This window comes from Erysipelothrix piscisicarius, assembly GCF_003931795.1.
GTDB classification, from domain to species: domain Bacteria; phylum Bacillota_I; class Bacilli_A; order Erysipelotrichales; family Erysipelotrichaceae; genus Erysipelothrix; species Erysipelothrix piscisicarius.
The window spans coordinates 1,529,867-1,548,795 of sequence record NZ_CP034234.1 but is presented as its reverse complement, the minus strand read 5'-3'; the positions used below and the strand labels follow the sequence as shown (position 1 = coordinate 1,548,795).

Annotated in this window: 15 protein-coding genes and 4 pseudogenes; 13 read left to right on the top strand and 6 right to left on the bottom strand. The window is 36.5% G+C overall.

What is annotated here, in order from left to right; translation table 11 throughout:
• Position 1: 1 nt before the first annotated feature.
• From EEI45_RS07675 to EEI45_RS07640, 8 genes are all read left to right on the top strand, one after another.
• A complete protein-coding gene (locus tag EEI45_RS07675; protein ID WP_125164780.1) occupies positions 2-190 on the top strand; it encodes a hypothetical protein in 189 nt (62 codons plus the stop codon).
• Positions 191-292: 102 nt separating this feature from the next.
• Positions 293-733 carry a MarR family winged helix-turn-helix transcriptional regulator gene (locus EEI45_RS07670; RefSeq protein WP_125164779.1) on the top strand — a complete coding sequence of 147 codons (441 nt, stop codon included), beginning with the start codon at positions 293-295 and terminating at the stop codon, positions 731-733.
• Positions 717-2,447, top strand: coding sequence for an ABC transporter ATP-binding protein (locus EEI45_RS07665; protein ID WP_125164778.1), 1,731 nt, complete (start codon positions 717-719; stop codon positions 2,445-2,447). The genes EEI45_RS07670 and EEI45_RS07665 overlap by 17 nt, the downstream gene beginning before the upstream one ends.
• A 1-nt stretch (position 2,448) precedes the next feature.
• The gene (locus EEI45_RS07660) at positions 2,449-4,239 is read left to right on the top strand and encodes an ABC transporter ATP-binding protein (protein ID WP_125164777.1); all 1,791 of its coding nucleotides are present in this window, start codon (positions 2,449-2,451) and stop codon (positions 4,237-4,239) included.
• 56 nt (positions 4,240-4,295) lie between these two features.
• On the top strand, positions 4,296-4,970 hold the full coding sequence (locus EEI45_RS07655) for a metal-dependent hydrolase (RefSeq protein WP_202605988.1): 675 nt from the start codon (positions 4,296-4,298) through the stop codon (positions 4,968-4,970).
• Between the two features lie 14 nt (positions 4,971-4,984).
• On the top strand, positions 4,985-5,629 hold the full coding sequence (locus EEI45_RS07650; protein ID WP_125164775.1) for an HAD family hydrolase: 645 nt from the start codon (positions 4,985-4,987) through the stop codon (positions 5,627-5,629).
• Between the two features lie 209 nt (positions 5,630-5,838).
• Complete coding sequence (locus EEI45_RS07645; RefSeq protein WP_125164774.1) at positions 5,839-6,141, top strand: antibiotic biosynthesis monooxygenase family protein; 303 nt, start codon at positions 5,839-5,841, stop codon at positions 6,139-6,141.
• Between the two features lie 220 nt (positions 6,142-6,361).
• On the top strand, positions 6,362-8,014 hold the full coding sequence (locus tag EEI45_RS07640; RefSeq protein ID WP_125164773.1) for a putative manganese-dependent inorganic diphosphatase: 1,653 nt from the start codon (positions 6,362-6,364) through the stop codon (positions 8,012-8,014).
• Positions 8,015-8,055: 41 nt separating this feature from the next.
• Here EEI45_RS07640 and zwf read toward each other — a convergent pair whose 3' ends face one another.
• The 4 genes and pseudogenes from zwf to EEI45_RS07625 all read right to left on the bottom strand — a co-directional run bounded on the left by zwf (position 8,056) and on the right by EEI45_RS07625 (position 12,440).
• Positions 8,056-9,489 (bottom strand): glucose-6-phosphate dehydrogenase, encoded by a 1,434-nt coding sequence (zwf, locus tag EEI45_RS07635; RefSeq protein WP_125164772.1) that lies wholly within the window; start codon positions 9,487-9,489, stop codon positions 8,056-8,058.
• Positions 9,476-10,480, bottom strand: coding sequence for an NADP-dependent phosphogluconate dehydrogenase (gene gndA, locus EEI45_RS07630; RefSeq protein ID WP_267128117.1), 1,005 nt, complete (start codon positions 10,478-10,480; stop codon positions 9,476-9,478). Before gndA ends, zwf begins: the two co-directional genes overlap by 14 nt.
• A gap of 83 nt (positions 10,481-10,563) precedes the next feature.
• Positions 10,564-10,836 (bottom strand): annotated as a pseudogene (locus EEI45_RS10165) (NAD(P)-binding domain-containing protein); the annotation flags it as partial.
• Positions 10,837-11,103: 267 nt separating this feature from the next.
• A pseudogene (locus tag EEI45_RS07625) lies at positions 11,104-12,440 on the bottom strand (IS3 family transposase).
• 61 nt (positions 12,441-12,501) lie between these two features.
• Here EEI45_RS07625 and EEI45_RS07620 point away from each other — a divergent pair.
• Positions 12,502-13,434 (top strand): annotated as a pseudogene (locus EEI45_RS07620) (IS30 family transposase).
• A 38-nt stretch (positions 13,435-13,472) separates the two neighbouring features.
• Here the strand turns inward: EEI45_RS07620 and gpmA are convergent.
• Positions 13,473-14,222 (bottom strand): 2,3-diphosphoglycerate-dependent phosphoglycerate mutase, encoded by a 750-nt coding sequence (gpmA, locus tag EEI45_RS07615; protein WP_013852680.1) that lies wholly within the window; start codon positions 14,220-14,222, stop codon positions 13,473-13,475.
• A 183-nt stretch (positions 14,223-14,405) separates the two neighbouring features.
• On the opposite strand from gpmA, the gene EEI45_RS07610 reads away from it, so the two are divergent.
• Complete coding sequence (locus tag EEI45_RS07610; RefSeq protein WP_125164771.1) at positions 14,406-15,002, top strand: nitroreductase family protein; 597 nt, start codon at positions 14,406-14,408, stop codon at positions 15,000-15,002.
• 112 nt (positions 15,003-15,114) lie between these two features.
• A pseudogene (locus EEI45_RS07605) lies at positions 15,115-16,264 on the top strand (IS3-like element ISErh1 family transposase).
• A 59-nt stretch (positions 16,265-16,323) separates the two neighbouring features.
• On the opposite strand, the gene EEI45_RS07600 reads toward EEI45_RS07605, so the two are convergent.
• Complete coding sequence (locus EEI45_RS07600) at positions 16,324-17,085, bottom strand: putative ABC transporter permease (RefSeq protein WP_125164770.1); 762 nt, start codon at positions 17,083-17,085, stop codon at positions 16,324-16,326.
• A gap of 179 nt (positions 17,086-17,264) precedes the next feature.
• Here EEI45_RS07600 and EEI45_RS07595 point away from each other — a divergent pair, with 179 nt between their 5' ends.
• Positions 17,265-18,071 (top strand): alpha/beta hydrolase, encoded by an 807-nt coding sequence (locus EEI45_RS07595; RefSeq protein WP_125164769.1) that lies wholly within the window; start codon positions 17,265-17,267, stop codon positions 18,069-18,071.
• 3 nt (positions 18,072-18,074) lie between these two features.
• Positions 18,075-18,929 (top strand): DUF885 family protein, encoded by an 855-nt coding sequence (locus tag EEI45_RS09625; RefSeq protein ID WP_228410324.1) that lies wholly within the window; start codon positions 18,075-18,077, stop codon positions 18,927-18,929.

Genomic DNA, 18,929 nt, shown 5'->3' with positions numbered 1-18,929 from the left:
TATGTTGAATAAACGAAAAAAGCGAAAATTACTAACTGAAGAAGAGATTCAAGAAAAGTTTAAAGGTGTTGAGTTTGAGAAAAATGATACGACAGCAATGATTATTGCTGCAATTGTCACACTCTTACCGGCATTACTCCTTGTTTTAGGATTAATTTATGGACTTTTATGGTTGATCTTCATTGGCTAAAGACACTAAGGAAGCCGTCTCTGGACGGCTTTCATTTATTTATCACAGTGTCTTTTTCTTTTTTGATATAATTAGTTAGTCGTTTAACTAAAGGAGAAGATTATGGAATCTGTATTATCAAAACTTTATCGTGCTTTAGAGCGAAAACATCGTAGTGTCGTTCAAACGTATCTTGATACTTTAGGACTCTATATTGGACAACCACGTTTTTTGTTTGAACTCTATCGAAATCCCGGAATGACCCAAAGAGAGTTAGCAGAGGCATTGGTGGTTACAAAGGAATCAGTGTCGATTGCAATCAAGCGTCTTGAACAAGGTGATTTTATTCGCCGGGAAATACCCGAAGATGATAAACGTTGTCGTCAGCTTTATCTGACCGATAAGGGAGAAGCAACAATCGTTGAGTTAAAGAAAAATTTTGATTCCATAAACAACTCAATGTTCCTAAACTTAAACCCAGAACAACAACTTCAGTTAGAAGCGTTACTTACAGAAATGATTAAAGGATTGGAGGCAAGAGAGACAAATGAAAACATTCTTTAAATATTTTAAACCTGAAATCCCAATCGCGTTATTGGGGATAATCTTTGTCGGTAGTGTGGCCTTCATCGAATTGTATCAAATTCAATTGATGGCGCAGATTATTGACGTAGGGATTGCGGATCAAGATTTTACAGTAATCCTAAATGTCGGACTCAAGATGGTGGGGTTAGCCTTGCTGGGTGCCGCGATTGCGATGCTTGGATTGATTTTTCCATTCCAAGCGTCCAATAATTTTGCGTTAAATTTACGTCGTGATATTTTTAAACGAGTCCAAACCTTTTCGTTAAAAAATATGTCACAATTTCAAACCGCATCTTTAGTGACACGACTTACCAATGATATTAACTTTTTACAGCGAACGATTATGATGTGCTTACGTCTTTTGGTTCGGGCACCTGTATTTCTTATTAGTACTGTTGTGATGACGTACATGATAAGTCCAGATTTATCACTTGTTATGTTGGGGGCAGTAGTTGTTTTATCTCTCGTTCTTTTTTATGTAATCAAAGAAGGGTTTCCACGCTTTGTAAAGTTACAAGATAAAGTCGATAAGATGAATCGAAAAGTACAAGAATCCCTCATGAACATTCGTGTTATTAAGTCTTTTGTACGCGAGGATGAAGAATCACATAAATTCAAAGATGAAAACGGTGAGTTGTTTGATGCTTCCGTAAGTGCAATGAATTTAATGGTGGTCATGAATCCTGCATTAATGGGAGCCATTCATTTTGCCACCCTATTTATTGTGTGGATATCAAGTTTTCTTATTGTCGATCAAAACTTAATTAATATTGGAGATCTATTAGTTTTTATTAATTACCTTCGTTTTACGATGTTCTCAATGATGATGATCACAAACGTTTTAATGATGATTTCACGATCAAAAGCATCCGTAATTCGTTTGAAAGAAGTATTGGAAACGGAACCGGATATTATCAATGCATCAATTTTAGATACGCTTCCGGAAAATCCAAGAGGGGATATACATTTTGATAATGTTTCATTCCGTTATTATGAAGATGCAAGTGATATTCTTACCAATATTAACTTCGCAATTAAACCCGGTGAGCACGTTGGAATTATTGGATCGACAGGTTCTGGGAAATCAACGTTAATTAACCTCATGGTTCGTTTGATTGATGTAACTGAAGGAACTATTTATCTCGATGGGAAAGATATTCGAACTCTTGATTTAAAAGCGTTACGAAGTCAATTCGGCTTTGTTCCGCAAAAAAATGTTTTATTTACTGGAACGATTGAATCAAACCTAAAACTTGGAAATCCAAATGCAACACATGAAGATCTTGTGCGTGCAACAAAGGCTGCTTCAATCTATGACTTTATTATGGAACAAGAAGAAGGCTTTAAGGCCCCAATCCAACAAGGTGGGACCAATCTATCAGGAGGTCAACGACAACGCATGTGTATTGCACGGGCTCTTGTCGTAGAACCTAAAATTCTTGTGTTAGATGATAGTACCAGTGCATTGGATGCAGCTACAGAACAACGCGTTAAAGAATCCGTTCAGAGTCTTTATGAAGATGTTACGGTAATTAGTATTGCGCAAAAAATTAGTTCTGTTTCCGACAGTGATATGATTTTAGTCATGGATGAAGGTCAAATTGTCGGACAAGGAACCCATACAGGCTTGTTGGAGTCCTGCAATGTATATCAAGAAATCTATGAGAGCCAACTACGAAAGGGGGATGAATAGCATGAGTGAACGTAAAGTTGTAATTGGTCATAAACCACGAAACCAACAAAAAACGCTAAAACGATTATTGGGATATTTAGGGCAAAATAAAGTACTGCTCATCATGGTTATCATCGCATCCATTATCTCTACCCTTGGCGGGCTTTATGGATCCTATTCGATTTCTCCGTTAATTAAAATTATTGAAAATGGGTTAAATGGAACGATTACCCGAGATTTGATGTTCCAACAGCTCTTTAGTAAACTTATTTTTCTTGCAATCATTTTCGCGATTGAGGTTTTTGCGATGCTTTTTTCAAACCGGATGATGGTGAAAATTTCGCAGCGTACGGTAGAAACAATCCGAAAAGATATGTTTAATCATGTATTGAAAATGGATGTTAAGTATCACGATCAAAATGCCCATGGGGATTTAATGAGTCGTTTTACAAACGACATTGACCTTGTAGGGGAAGGGTTAAACTCTGCAGCTGCGTCGATTGTGATCAATATCTTTACCTTATTGGGAACCATTGTTGTGATGTTTATCTTAAGTCCAACCCTCTCTCTTGTGACTTTGATAATTCTTCCGCTTCTTTCAATTATGGCGAATGCGATTGTGAAGCGAAGTCGTATTTACTCAAAACGCCAACAACGTTCTTTGGGAACCTTAAACGGGTATATTGAAGAGTCAATGGAAGGTCAGATGGTTATGCAACTTTTTAATCATGAAACAGAGGCAGAGAAAGATTTCCAAGTCCTAAATCAAGATTACCGGAAGAATTCTCAAAAAGCTCAGATCACCTCAATCATGATGTTTCCATTAATGCAAAATGTGAATACGATAAGTTATGCAATCATTGGGATTGTAGGGGGATATCTTGCAATTAATCATGGATTAAGTATTGGAGACTTGGGTGCTTATGTAAATATGACACGTACTCAAGGAAAACCCATTAATGAAATTTCCAGCCAATTCACAACACTTCAGTCTGCAATTGCTTCCGCAGAACGAATCTTTGAATTATTGGACTGGAGTTTCGAATCTGAAAATGAGACCGATTTGATTCTGGATGAGGTTGAAGGATCGGTTCGATTTGAAAATGTAACATTTGGTTATAATCCCGGAGTTCCTGTTTTAAAAGATGTTTCGTTTTGGGCGAAACCGGGACAAAAAATTGCTTTTGTAGGGTCTACCGGAGCAGGGAAAACAACGATCACAAACCTCATTTCGCGATTTTATGACATTGACGCAGGCACAATCTTAATTGACGAAAAACCCTTGGATCGCATAAATCGTTACAGTTTACGAAGACATATTGCGATGGGACTTCAGGACACTCATTTGTTCAGTGGTACTGTGATGGAAAATATTCGCTATGGAAACCTTGAAGCAAGTGATGCGGCGTGTATTGAAGCTGCGAAGTTGGCGAATGCTGATCACTTCATTCGCCAACTTAAACATGGCTATCAAACCGTTCTTGGGGGCGATGGGGATGATTTATCACAAGGGCAGATGCAATTACTCAATATTGCACGTGCAGCCGTAGCCAATCCTGAAATTCTTATTCTTGATGAAGCCACCTCTTCCATTGATACCCGTACGGAACGTATGGTTGAAAAAGGAATGGACTCAATTATGGAAGGACGTACTACATTTGTGATTGCGCACCGTCTATCAACAGTTCGGAATGCGGATGCAATTATTGTCTTGGAACACGGTGAAATCATTGAACGTGGAAGTCATGATGATTTGATACAATTAGGCGGACGATATGCTTCATTGTATTCAGGTCAATCACAGTTATCTTAGAGTAGCATAATGCTGCTCTTTTTCGTGTTATAATAAAAGGAAGGGGGGCCATTATCATGGTAAATGTAGAATATATTAATAATGCGGGTTATGTTGTGGAAACAGAAAAAGCAATCTATATTTTTGATTATGTGGAGGGACTGTTACCGTCTCGATATTTGTATAGTGAAAAAGAAACATTCTTTTTTGTGACAAGTCGCCATCGTAATCACTATAATGATGCAATATACAGCTATGGGAAGACGGTTATCTTATCTTCGGATATTTTAGTTTCGCCTTATCGTAATGTATTTATGATGGAGCCGGGGGATGAAATTCACTTGGGATTTGCGAAAGTGCGTACATATGAAAGTACGGGTGGTGGAGTGTGTTACTTAATTCAAGAAGGTGACTTAAAAATCTTACATGCAGGCTCTTTGAATAATTGGCATTGGGATGATACCTTTACCGTTGCGGAATCACGCTTTGAAACACATCGCTTTCATGAAATCCTCCACAATATTGCGGACTTTGCGCCCATTGACCTCATGATGTTTACGCTTGAACCTTCAATGGGGAAAAATTTTGATCGTGGTGCCCGTGAAGCGCTGGATTTACTTCAACCACTTTGCTTTTTTCCGATTAAAACCAAACATGATGATTCACGCTTTTTCAAATGGGCGGCTTCCCGTCCAATCACTACATGTTATGAACCAAAGCATGATAATCAAATATTTAGACATGTAATTTAGAAAGTTGGTCTCAAATGGCATTTATTTTTGATTTAGATGGAACGTTATTAGATTCAATTGATGATTTAGGAAATAATTTAAATACAGTACTGCAACGTCATGGGCTTCCCACATATGATCGCACCCAATACAAAAAATTTGTTGGAAATGGGATGAAAAAACTTGTTGAACGGGCTTTACCAAGTGATTACGAAGGATTTGAAAGAATCCTTGAAGAATACCTTGATGAGTACAGTCATCACTACACAGAGGCATCCGTTCCTTATGATAAGGTGTGTGAAACGTTAAAAACGCTCAATCAGCGTAACATTCCAATCGCAATTTGTACAAATAAGAAACAAGAGTATACAGATGGTATTGTGAAACATTACTATGGAGATATTGATTTTGTTGCGACGATTGGTGATAGCTTTGATGGCAAGCATAAACCCAATCCATACTACCCATTAACGATTGCTTCAAAAATGGCGATCGACCCTTCTCTAATTTATTTTGTAGGGGACAGTGATGTGGATATGAAGACAGCGAAAAATGCGGGTATGATACCTGTAGGCGTGTCATGGGGCTTTCGTAGTGTTGAAGAACTTCGAGAACATGGTGCTCAATATATTATTGACTCAATTGAAGACGTTCTAAGTTTGCCACGTCTTACAAAATAACTTTGTGTATAAAAGCACCACAAATCACAAACGATTTACGGTGCTTTTTATTTTGTGACATGAGTTCGGTTTTTTAGAACAAATCATTCCCATAATAGACTCTTTGTGAAATATTTGGTTAATTTAACTTATAGAATGCTTGATTCATTGTTGCACTTTGCATAAAATATTAGTAGAGAACTTACGATTTTAAAAAGGATGGTATCACAATGAAATATGTAGAAGTTAAGCATTTTGAAATGAAAAAAGGAACTGGTCGTGATTTTGCCGAGAATTTTTATAATCGTACGGTAGTTAAAGATTTTCCAGGGTTTGTAAGTATTCGCGTAGGATTGAACGAATCATGCCATAGTTATGATTGTGTAGATGTATCGTTTGTTTGGGAAAATGAAGATGCTTATACAAACTTTAAGCGCAGTGATGTACATAAAGAAATTCATCGAACACGTAAACCAAATCCAAATATGATTAAGCATTCATCATATCGCTACGATATGATGAATGAAGACTAAACACTGAGAAATCAGTGTTTTTTTATAAAGTAATAAAAAAGCAAGATGCTCAAAGAAACTTGGTGTATGAAATATAAACAGAATAAATAACGCAACATTGAAATAGAATCGGGGAGTTATACCCATAAATAGTTTTTAATTGCGGTTCTTTTTCACAGGGTCATCTTTATATATTAAGTAGATATGATAAACTAATATTAATGACTGAAAGGGAAATTATATGAAAAACGAAAAAGATTTAATCTATATTTGTGGACATCGTCATCCAGATACGGATTCAATTGTATCGTCAATTGCATATGCTCATTTAAAAAACATTCTTGGTGCTCCAGCAGTGCCATGTCGTTTGGGTGAACTGAGTGATGAGACCAGCTATCTTCTCGATCGCTTTGGTTTTGAAACGCCAACACTCCTTAAAGATGCACGAGCAACGCTTGATGAAATTGAAATGGATGATGCGGTAAAGATTCATCTGGATACTTCTATTAAGGAAGCAATGGAAATTATCTCAGATAAGCGACAGACACTAGCGGTAGTTGATGATCGGGATCAACTTATTGGGCTTGTGACCAGTTCAAATCTTGCGCATATCGCGATGGGGGATACGAAACATTCAATCGCACTCTTAAAGAAAACCCCTATGTGTAATATTGCGCAGGCGATCGACGGTGAATTAATTTATGAACCCAAACATTTTCATTTTAATGGAAAAACAAGCATTATTGCGATTTCCAAGACGAAATTGGATAATTATGAATTAACAGACCGTTTGGTGATCATTGGGAATGATACGGAGTCACAATTAACGGCTATACGTAAAGGTGCTTCGTGTATCGTGACGGTATGGACGGATGAGATTGAGGAATCTGTGTTATCGCTTGCGAAACTTCATGATTGTGGGATTATTCGATCAACACATGGAACGATGAATACATCGCGTTATTTACTCTTTGCACCAAGTGTTCGGGAAGTCATGTCAACAGACTTGGTAACATTTAATTGGAATGAATTTGTGGATGATGTTGGAAAGCGCATGCTTAAAACACGTTATCGTGCCTATCCAGTATTGGATGATCAAAATAAGATTTATGGTTTTGTTTCACGTTATCATATTCTCAATTCATCCAGTAAAAAAATGATTCTTGTGGACCACAATGAGGCTTCACAGAGCGTTGATGGGATCCAACAAGCAGAAATACTCGAAATCATTGATCATCACCGTATTGGCGATTTACGAACCGTTAAACCAATATATTTCAGAAATGAGATTATCGGTTCAACTGCGTCGATCATCACAAAGATGTATCTGGAGCATGGTGTTGAAATTCCCAAAGATATTGCATCTTTACTGCTCTCAGCATTGATATCCGATACGTTAAACTTAAAATCACCAACAACAACGCCTAAAGATTTTGAGATTGCACAGATTCTTCAAGATCGTTCCGGGCTGGATCGTAATGAATTTGCACGCGATATGTATGAAGTCACATCCGGTCTAAAAAATAAACCGTATGAAGACATCATTAACCAAGATATTAAGAAATTCTACATCTCTCAAAAAGAGGTTATGGTATCACAATTGGTCATTTACCATTTTGATGAATTGGATGATATCTTAGATTCATTTGAAGAAGTAATGAAACAGTTTGTAGTTCAACATCATCTTGATTTATTGGTTGTCGTCTTTACCAGTGTAGAAGATAATGGATCCATTATTGTCGCTGCAGGAAGTCTAAAAGAAGCCGTCTTGGATGCATTCCCAAATAAAGATGGAGAAGCACGTACGTTCTTACAAGATGTTGTTTCAAGAAAGAATCAAATTATTCCACGTTTGTCTGCAGCAATCTCGCAGTACTTAGGAACGGGAATGTAAACATAAAAAACTTCTTAGCACTTTAAGAAGTTTTTTTATGTTTAGTATTTAAATATTTCGCCCATAACCTGTTCTTCAATCCATTGATTGCCATCACGTGCCAATAAATCATGAGCACGTTTCGGACCGGATGAATAAGCAGCATAGCCTTCAGGACTCTCATTGCCTTTATGCTTTAGGATAGTTTCAACCAAACTCCAACTTAGATGGACTTGCTTAAAACTTGCGAATAAGGACTGATCGGAATCCATGGCTGCCTTGAGAAGACGCTCATACGCTTCCGGCGTATTTTCCCTATTTTCGTAATTACAGCTCTGGCAGAAATCCATAAAGACTGTCTGACTATCATGAGTTTGGCCCGGTTTTTTAATATTAAAACGAAGATAGACCCCTTCGTCCGGTTGAACTTTGATAATGAGTACATTAGGTTGTTCGTGGTCTTTTTGATTAAATTCAATCATAATCTCCGTGGAACGCTTATGCATACGTTTCCCCGTACGAATGTAGATAGGGGTATCTTGCCATTTAGGAAGTGATGAGGCAAGTTTTAATGCAACATAGGTTTCGGTTGTGGAGTCAGACTGCACCTTATCTTCCTGTATATAAGACTTCGAATCTTTATTTTCAAGGTATTGACCGTACACTATATCATTTTCGTAATCTTTAACATACAGACTTTCCAACACAGCTTCTTGTTCACGGTGGATGTCAGCAGCATTAAATGCTTGTGGTTCATCCATAAGAACAATGGATAATAACTGAAGCAAGTGATTTTGAAACATGTCTTTTAAAGCACCTGTATGATCATAGTAATTCCCACGATTTTCAACACCAACCGTTTCCGCGGCGCTGATTTGAATATTATTAATGGATGCACCATTCCAACTATCCGCAAAGATCATATTAGAAAAACGAATCGTAAAGATGTTTTGAACCATTTCTTTCGCAACATAGTGATCAATTCGGAAGATACGATCTTCATCAAAGATATGCGTTAACGTATTATTGATATCGATTGCGGATTTTAAGTCATTTCCAAAAGGTTTTTCAATGATAACCTTGCTCTTGGAAACCAATTGATGACGCGCTAATTGTGTTGCAATTGTTTCAAAGAAAGAAGGTGCAACGGCAAAATAATAAAGAACGTGTGCTTGAGGATCAAGCGCCTCAAAATATGTTTTAAGACGTGGATATCCTTCATCTTCCGTAAACGTCATTTTAAAATAGGACACGTATTCGAGAAAGACATCCAATGTTTCTTCTTTGACATCAAAACGAGCCTGTTCACGAAGCCATGGCTTTACCAACTCGTGGTATGCCGCTGTCGTTAAATCTTGTCGTCCAATTACAACAAGATGAAATGAATCAGGAAGACTCTTGGTTTCAAGAAGGTTATAAAATGCAGGTAACAACTTTCGGTAGGTAAGGTCACCCGTACCTCCGAAAATTGCGACTATATGATTATTTGCCTTCATTACTAGGATTCCATTCGTGGTGGAAACTCCCTTGTTTATCAACACGTTCAAAGGTATGCGCTCCGAACAAGTCACGTTGAGCTTGAATCAAGTTTGCATTTGAACGACCATTACGGTATGCATCGAAATAACTGATTGCATTGGTAAAGGCAGGAACACTGATTCCAGATTGAATGGCAAGACCACACACATCACGTAAACTCCCTTGATAATCAAGCAGACTTTCTTTGAATGATGCATCCAACATTAAGTTTTGTAACTCAGGATTTAATGTATAAGCATCTGTAATACGATTTAAGAATTTCGCACGGATAATGCATCCTTCACGGAATACTTTCGCAATCGCACCAAAGTCTAAGTCCCATCCATATTCAATGGATGCATTTTTCATCAAGTCAAAACCTTGTGCATAGGCAATAATCTTACTTGCATATAACGCTTGGCGAACTTGCTCGATAAAGGCTTCACGATCATTGATTTGTGCATGAGGTGCTTCAAACCCAAGAATATCTTGTGCTTGTACACGTTCTTCTTTTTTCGCTGAAATAAAACGTGCAAAGACTGCGGATGCAAGTAAGGAAGCATCGGTACCTGTATTTAATGCTTCTTCGGCTGTCCATTTACCAGTTCCCTTTTGAGCGGCTGTATCTAAAATAACATCCACCATGTGTTTACCGGTATCCGGATCAATTTCACCAAAAATCTGTGCTGTAATTTCAATTAAGAAACTATCAAGTTCACCGTGATTCCAATCGGTAAAGATTGCTTCAAGTTCTTCATTCGTAAAACCGCCAACATGTTTTAAAATTGAATAACTTTCTGCAATTAATTGCATATCTGCATATTCAATGCCATTATGAACCATCTTGACATAATGACCGGCACCATTTTCACCAATATACGTACAACATGGCTCACCTTGTGCTTTAGCAGAAACATCTTCCAATATATTTGAAACAAATTGATATGCGTCCTTACTTCCACCTGGCATAATAGCAGGGCCAAAACGTGCGCCTTCTTCCCACCTGAAATACCAACACCTAAATAACGGAATCCGAGTGCTTCGATTTCTTGGGTACGACGAATCGTATCTTTAAAGTTTGAATTACCACCATCCATGATGATGTCACCCTTATTAAGGAGTGGAATTAAATTTTCAATTACTTTATCGACAGCAGGTCCTGCTTTTACCATTAGGATAATCTTGCGCGGAGCTTCAAGTGAAGTCACAAAATCTTCTAAGCTTTCAAAAAGGCTTAAATTTTCGTGTGGGTTTTCTTGAATTACTTTTTGACCAACAGCATATGTACGATTATAGATCGATACATTATAACCGTGATCAGCCATATTTAGGGCTAGGTTTGACCCCATGACTGCAAGTCCAATAACACCTATATCATTTTTTTTCATAATTACCTCCAAAGTCTATTACTATTGTACAAAAATCCAGGCTAATAAACTAGCCTAATAACTTAGACCAATATTAAAAAAACGAGTGAGACTCGTTTTATTTTCCTAAATTCAAATCTCAACCGCACCACCCAAGGTGCGGTTGTTTTTGTATAATAAAAGGAGCCCACCCGACTATGAACTGAACCCCAAATTTTGGACAAGCTAATTATCTTTTAAATTTAAGGATTGATTCCTGTATTGAACAGGGGTCAGTCCTTTTAGTTTGCTCTTAATTCTCTTGTTATTATAATAGTCGATATATTCATCAATTGCATCAACTAATTCTTCTACCTTTTTATACTTATGTTCTTGGTCATAATACATTTCTGATTTTAGTAGCCCAAAAAAGCCCTCCATGAGTCCGTTATCAATACTATTTCCCTTTCTTGACATACTTCTAATCATCGAATGTGCTTCTAATTCTTTCACATAAAATTGATGTTGGTATTGCCATCCTCTATCCGAATGAATAATTGTTCCTTGCGTATCGTTACAAGAAAATGCCTTGTGAAGCACGTCTCTAGTTTGATCAAATTAGGACTTGTAGATATGTTGTAAGATACAATGTATCTACCATATGCATCAAGTATTGGTGAAAGATAGATTTTCTTCCTTGCACATTAAACTCAGTGATATCCGTAAACCATTTTTGATTGGGTTTATCAGCTTCAAAATCTCTTTGAACTCGATTCTCAACAATGGTTCCCACTGTCCCTTTATATGAAGAATACTTACGTTTCTTTCTTATGATTGAATGTAATCCCATTTTATTCATAAGTCTCAAGACTTTCTTGTGATTTACACGAATTCCTCGATTATTTAGTTCTAAAGTAATTCTACGATAACCATATCGTCCTTTGTGATCATAATAGATTTCTATAATCTCTTGCATGAGTTCGTCGTTTTGGTATCAAAATCAATTTTGAAACGTAGAAGTAGTAAGTAGATCGAGCGAGTCGGATATTTTAAAAGAATCTCTAAGGGATATTTTGTCGTAGTAAGGAAACTACTCTGGTTTTCTTCTTTCGCGCTCCACCCTTTGTTTCACTACGGCATTCAATTTTTAAATATTCATTCTCCGCTTCCAAATACTTGTTTTTCTTCAATGCCTTTAGTTCATCATTAACTGTTAACAGTTTAGTTGGTTTTGTCATAGATGGTTTACCTCGTTTCCGTTCTATGACATTATAGCCGTTTTCTTTATAATTTTAATCAATTGTAAATCAATCCATCAGAACTTAATCAAGTTCGATGGCGATAGCTATTGTACTTTCTCCATCCATTAATATCCGATTTATTACTTCTGACTTAAATTCATGAGAATAAAAGTGATTTTTGTTTCGTCTTAGAACATTGGGTCCATGTTGATCGATAAGTCTTACCAAATATTTAATACTTGATTTATTAATACCATACTCATTTACTAATGAACATACTGATTGTCCTAACTTTCGTTTTTCATATATTTCAATTTTTTGTTTTCGTGTTAGCTTAGCCATAAAACCGCACCTCCTCATCTTTGTCCAAGATTCGGGTGCGGTTCACTAAAAGAGCTCCCATATGAAGTATAAACAATTAGATAAAAATGAAAGACCAAATTGATATTCTATTAAGCATCGGCTACTCTATGCGCAAGGCAGCACGTAAACTCAATATATCTCATTCTACGATTTCTAGATATAAAAATAATGTCTATAAGAAACGAACGATTGATATTCGAGAAAATATTCCACTTAATCGAATATCTGCATTCTCACTATGATCCTAAAGTTCATTGGGTAGAAGTATGCTTGAGTAACTATAAACGATATCATCCATATAAACCGTGTGTTTCATCGCAGCAAGTCTATAACTGGATTAATCAAGGTAAACTTGATATAAAACCAAATAGAATGTGCTATAAACGTCGAAAACGTAAAAAGAGAATTAGTGGAATGATGAATCACTTGAGATGGAACTTGGAAGAGAAAACGGTACTTCCAATTAGCCTTAGACCTAAATACATTGAGGAACGTAACGAGATTGGCCATCTCGAAATCGACTCTATAATCGGTAAGAAACATGAATCTGCAGCGATTATATCCATTGTAGACCGCTGCTCAAGAATGACCTGGCTTATTAAAGCAGAATATCGATATGACTATTACATCAAACTTAATTCGAAAATTTATTGAAGAGAATAATATAACCACGAAATCGATAACAGTAGATAATGGACTTGAATTTAAAACATTAGGAATTACAGCCAAGCGGTTGGGTGTGAAACTATATAAGTGTGATCCATACTGTTCTTTTCAACGTGGAACCAATGAACGAGCGAATGCAATCGTTAGAAGGTTTATACCAAAAGGAAAATCAATGTATGATATAGCGCAACAATATCTTGATGATATTTGCTTCAAAATTAACTCAATGCCGCGAAAAATATTTGACTTCAAAACGGCCTATGAGATAGACTTTAATAAAAGTGAAAGTGGTGCGGTTGAGATTTGATAAAAGAAAAAAAACGAGTGAGACTCGTTTTTTTTTACTTATTTCGCTTTTCCTTGGTTTGCGACTGCTTCCATTTTAGCTTTCAGTGCTTCTTGGTCACCGAGGTAGTATTTGTTTACGACATTAAAGTCATTATCAAATTCATAAACTAAAGGAACACCTGTAGGAATGTTTACCTTCATAATTTCATCATCAGTCATATTGTCGAAGTATTTAACAAGTGAACGTAATGAATTACCGTGAGCAACAATAAGAACACGTTTTCCATCTAACATTTGAGGTTTAATTGTTTCTTCAAAATAAGGAACAGCACGTTCAATTGTTTCTTTTAAGGATTCGTGTAATGGTAAAATATCTTTATCTTCTACATTACGGTATGCTTCCATATTACGTGGAGCACGTTCATCGGTAGGATCTAATTCTGGAGGTTTCACATCAAATGAACGTCTCCAAATAAGAACTTGATCTTCACCGTATTTTGCAGCAGTTTCTGCTTTATCTAAACCTTGTAACGCACCGTAGTGACGTTCGTTAAGTCTCCAATCTTTAACGATTGGTAACCATGTACGTTCCATTTCATTTAAAATATTGTCCATTGTGTGGATTGCGCGTTTTAAGTATGAAGTATAAACGATATCGAAATCGTAACCTTCTTCTTTAAGCATACGTCCACCAAGTTTAGCTTCTTCTACACCTTTTTCTGAAAGTTCTACATCAGCCCATCCAGTAAAGAGGTTTTTTTCGTTCCATTCACTTTCACCGTGACGAACAACAACTAATTTCATCATAATCAATTCCTCCTAGTTCTTTAATCATTTTACACCATTCCTTTTCTAAAATCTACATTAACCAGATTAGGTCACAAACTTGAAAATTACACAAACAATTTTAGAGCATATGGTTTGAATTAACATAGTCAATAACTATATAATATAATTCGTAAAACATAGTGACTCAGGAGGTAAAATGTCATGACGAAGATTTTTGAAGATTTAGAACTTCGACGTTCTCGATATGGATTATCAAAGGAAGCGGTATTAACCGAAGATGAAGTAATTGAGTTGGTGGAGTCATCAGTACAACATACACCATCAGCATTTAATGCTCAAACACAACGCGCAGTCGTTTTATTTGGAAAACACAGTGATACATTTTGGGACTTAACACGTGAAGCATTACGTAAAGTAGCACCTGAAGAAGGCTTTGAAAATACTGTTGCGAAATTGGAAAGTTTTAAACAAGGGCAAGGTACCATTCTTTATTATATTGATACCGATGTTGTGAAGGGGTTACAAGACCAATTTGCACTTTATGCGGATAATTTCCCAATTTGGGCTGAGCAAGAGAATGGTATGTTGCAATTGGTAACATGGACTGCTCTTGTCGGAGCTGGAATCGGTGCATCCGTCCAACATTACAATCCAATTGTGGATGCAAGTGCTGCAGAGGCATTTGAAATACCATCAAGTTGGAAATTAGTTGCGCAAATGCCATTTGGTAAAGCAATTGATGAAGTCCAACCCAAAACACTACAAGATGTGAAGGGTAAAGTTAAAGTTTTTAAATAAGTATAAAAAAACAATCAGATCGAAACGGAACTGACCTAGTTCCGTGGGACTAAAGAAAAAAACCTCTTGTATGAGAATTATTGTAAAATAGTTCAATATAGGAGGTTTTTATATGGGAACACGAACTATGCATAGCTATGAGACAAAGATGAAAGTTATAGAAATGAAATTGGCAGGCTACTCAAGCAGGTTTATTCAGACTGAACTTGGAATAAAAAATGTAACACAAGTCAAAACATGGTGGAGATGGTATCGAAATGGTGAACACTATCGATTTTCTCAACCTGTAGGCAAGCAATATACTTTTGGAAAAGGGCCTGAAGGAGACACGGTCGAAGAAACACAAAGACTTAGAATTAAATCTTTGGAGCAACAAATTGAACTATTAAAAAAGTATTTGGAAAGAGAAAGGATGTGGTTCCTGAAATAATCATCAAGCTCGTTGAAGAGTATCGCAACACTGTATCTCTTAAAGATATCTTGAATCTTTTTGGGGTACCTAAGTCAACGTATTACCGTTGGACTAAAAAAGAGCAACTAGAGTCTAATAATTATTCTGTCAATGAAGCATTAGTAATTGAACTTTGTAAAGAAAATAAATTTCGTTATGGATATCGAAAAATAACTGCATTAATTCGAAAGAAAGAATTATCAATAAGAACACTGTTCAAAAGATAATGCAGAAACACCAATGTCAATGCCGTGTTAAGGTCAAACGGTATCGAAAACAAAATCCGAAGATCATTATGCCCAATATCATTAATCGCGACTTTAAATCACTACGTCCTCTAGAGAAATTGGTGACAGATATCACTTACATCCCTTATGGCCATAAGATGATCTATTTATCTACGATCATGGATTTATATAATGGTGAGATTATTGCGTCTACATTGAGTGACAGACAAAACCTAGAATGTGTGGTTGATACATTAAATCAACTTCCGGATATCGTTCAGCCATGTATTCTTCATTCTGATCAAGGGAGTGTCTATACATCAAAAGAGTATCAACTCAAAGTAAAAAATAAAAGCATTACCATGAGTATGTCCCGTAAGGGTACACCCGCTGATAATGCTCCTATCGAATCGTTTCATGCCTCGCTAAAGTGTGAAACATTCGAATTAAACCCAGAACTAAAGGGTTCTACTGAAATTGTATCACAAACTGTGATAAACTATTTAAAATATTACAATGAAAATCGAATACAAGAAAAGCTAGGATATCAATCTCCCGTAAATTATCGGTTAACTTCATCCTAACTTGGTTTTTTCTTTAGTCCCAAGGAACTAGGTCAGTTCCATCGTAAGGTGTTTTTTTTCTAATCTTTTTTAATTTTATTCCGTTTGGAACGAGCTGCAGCCTTCACATCCTCAAAGAATTCACTGAATTGCTCAGATTTCATGGTTGGAAATGAGCGAATCAGACGACGTTCAGTAAATTTGTATTCAGCTTTAAGTTCAGCAATACGTTCTTTGATTTCCTCGATACGCAGGGTGCTTTTTTCATTTAAACTATGAATAAGTGCTGACATTTCGGTATGCAAGACTTCCAATGATTTAAGACGTTTCTTAAGATTCAATACGGATGCAACCGATAGAACGAAATCAATCGCAATTACGATGCCTAAGACCGTTGACGCAACACGAATGGTTGTTGGGTTCAATCGATCAACGATTTGCACGACACCCGGGTGAATCCACTCTACAAGAACGACACAAAGAATACCAAATAACGTGCTGTTTAAAAGACAAACACGTCCCTTAATATTGTATTTATAATGGGAGTAATCCCACCAACGCATCCCAAATGCTTTTTCCATAATATAACTGGTTACATATTCCAAAGCACTGGTTAATAGAAATCCTAAAACAAATACTAAAATTGGGCTCTCTAAAAAAGGTTTAAGGATACTGAGAACAAACAACGCTCCAAATCCGTAAATAGGTACAATCGGACCATTTAAAAATCCACGTTCCACAAATTTACCCTCTGGAATGGAACAATAAAGTGTTTCCATAATCCAACCTATAACACCATAAATTACCCAATATAAATAGAATATTGGAATCATTTCATTCATACAATTACCTCATATTTCTAAACGATATTGAAAGTATACCATATTTTCAATTGGGGTTCGTTGAATCGCGTCTTTTATCCACAAATATTTCGAAAATCGCATAATTTGTTCTCTTTTTCCTATACTTTTGTCCTAAATTCCAATATGATTAAAGTAAGACGTGGGATTAGAGGTGACCTATGCAATTATTTATTAAAGCCTATGATGACACTGAATTGAATGTTTTAGTCAATGAAATCAGAAATCCAAAAGGGATTGTGATTATCAGTCATGGCTTTTTAGAACAAGTTGTTTATTATAATTCCGTTGCATACGGACTCAATCAACGGGGCTATACAGTAATTCGTTATGATATGCGCAGTCATGGGGGTACAAAGGCTCCTTTAGGAGATTTGAAGGACTATCGTGATTTGCTTTTAGATTTGGATACTCTTGTGTCGTATTCGCAAACAATTGCTTCTGATTGTCCAATCTATACTATGGGATTTAGTTTAGGGGGTCTTGTGACTGCCCTTTATGGCTTGGAATATGGACATCGTATTGATGGACAGATTTTACTGGCTCCAGGTCTTTGTGTCCAAGATCATTGGGAATCACTCAATCAATCTTCTATTTCAGTTTTAGCGTTGTTTACCGCCTTAATTAAAGATGATTTATGGCAGTTAAGCATGATTGAACAAGCATTGTCTAGAGCGCCATTTAAGCGTGTCACACAAGCGTTTGTTTTAGAGACAATTGTTCATGCGCCGATGGTAATTCAGGCCAGGATGAGCATGTATGCGTGCCCCTGTCTTATTTTTCATGGTGATTGTGATTCAATTGTTCCCTTGGAATCGTCGCAAGCTTTTTATGAAACGATAGAAAGCAAAGCAAAAGCATTGAAAGTCCTTAAAGGTGTAGGTCATAATATATTTCAAAGTCAAAAAAAGGAAATGGTGATGGATGCAACGAATGCATGGCTCGAAAATTTGAATAGGGTGGGATAGTCTATGAAAAAAACACTAACAATACTAATCATACTGATCAATTTGATTGGCTGCCAATTTGTATCATCACCCAGTGATGATGGCACAAACAAAGATTTTGAGAGTGCATTAGATACTGCTTTAGTGTCAATGATCGGTTCAACAGATCCATCAAGCAATTATCTTTTGGAACATCCAGAAGATTATGATGTGGACGTCGAACACTATGCGTTTCGACTTGGAAGTGAAGATTTTGAAATGTCAAAAGACTTAATTAAAGATATTGAAAAGAATATTCGTAAATTTAAAGATCGAACGTTATCGGATCAACAAATCATCGATAAACGCGTGCTGCTCTATGAGCTTGAGCGAATGGCTTCAGGTTATCAACCCTTCCAATTCCAAGTGGATCCAGAATTGGATTCAATTCCTCAATACCTGGAAGGATTTACCTTCAGAACGAAAAGTGATATCATTGGATATTTTTCTTTGATTGATTCCATTCCGTCGTATTTTGATGAGTCCATCGCTTTTTATAATAAAACAGAAATGATGACCCAGTATGAACATGAAACGTTAACGGAATTTGCGACTATTATGAAAGAGCAGTCCTTATCGGATGACTTTTTCCTAATTAAAGGGTTTGATACAAAAGTAGAATCCGCACCATTCCTTAATCAATCAGAAAAAACAGTGTACATCGAGCAAAACCGAGAAATGATTCGCGATGTTTTCTATAATGCTTTTGTTACGTTAGAGAATGAACTTAAAACAATAAAGACGCGTCCCAATCGAGGGCTCGCTCATCTTGAGAATGGAAAAACATACTATGAGACATTAATTCCTTCCTTAAGTGGTCGAAACCAAACCATTCCCTAA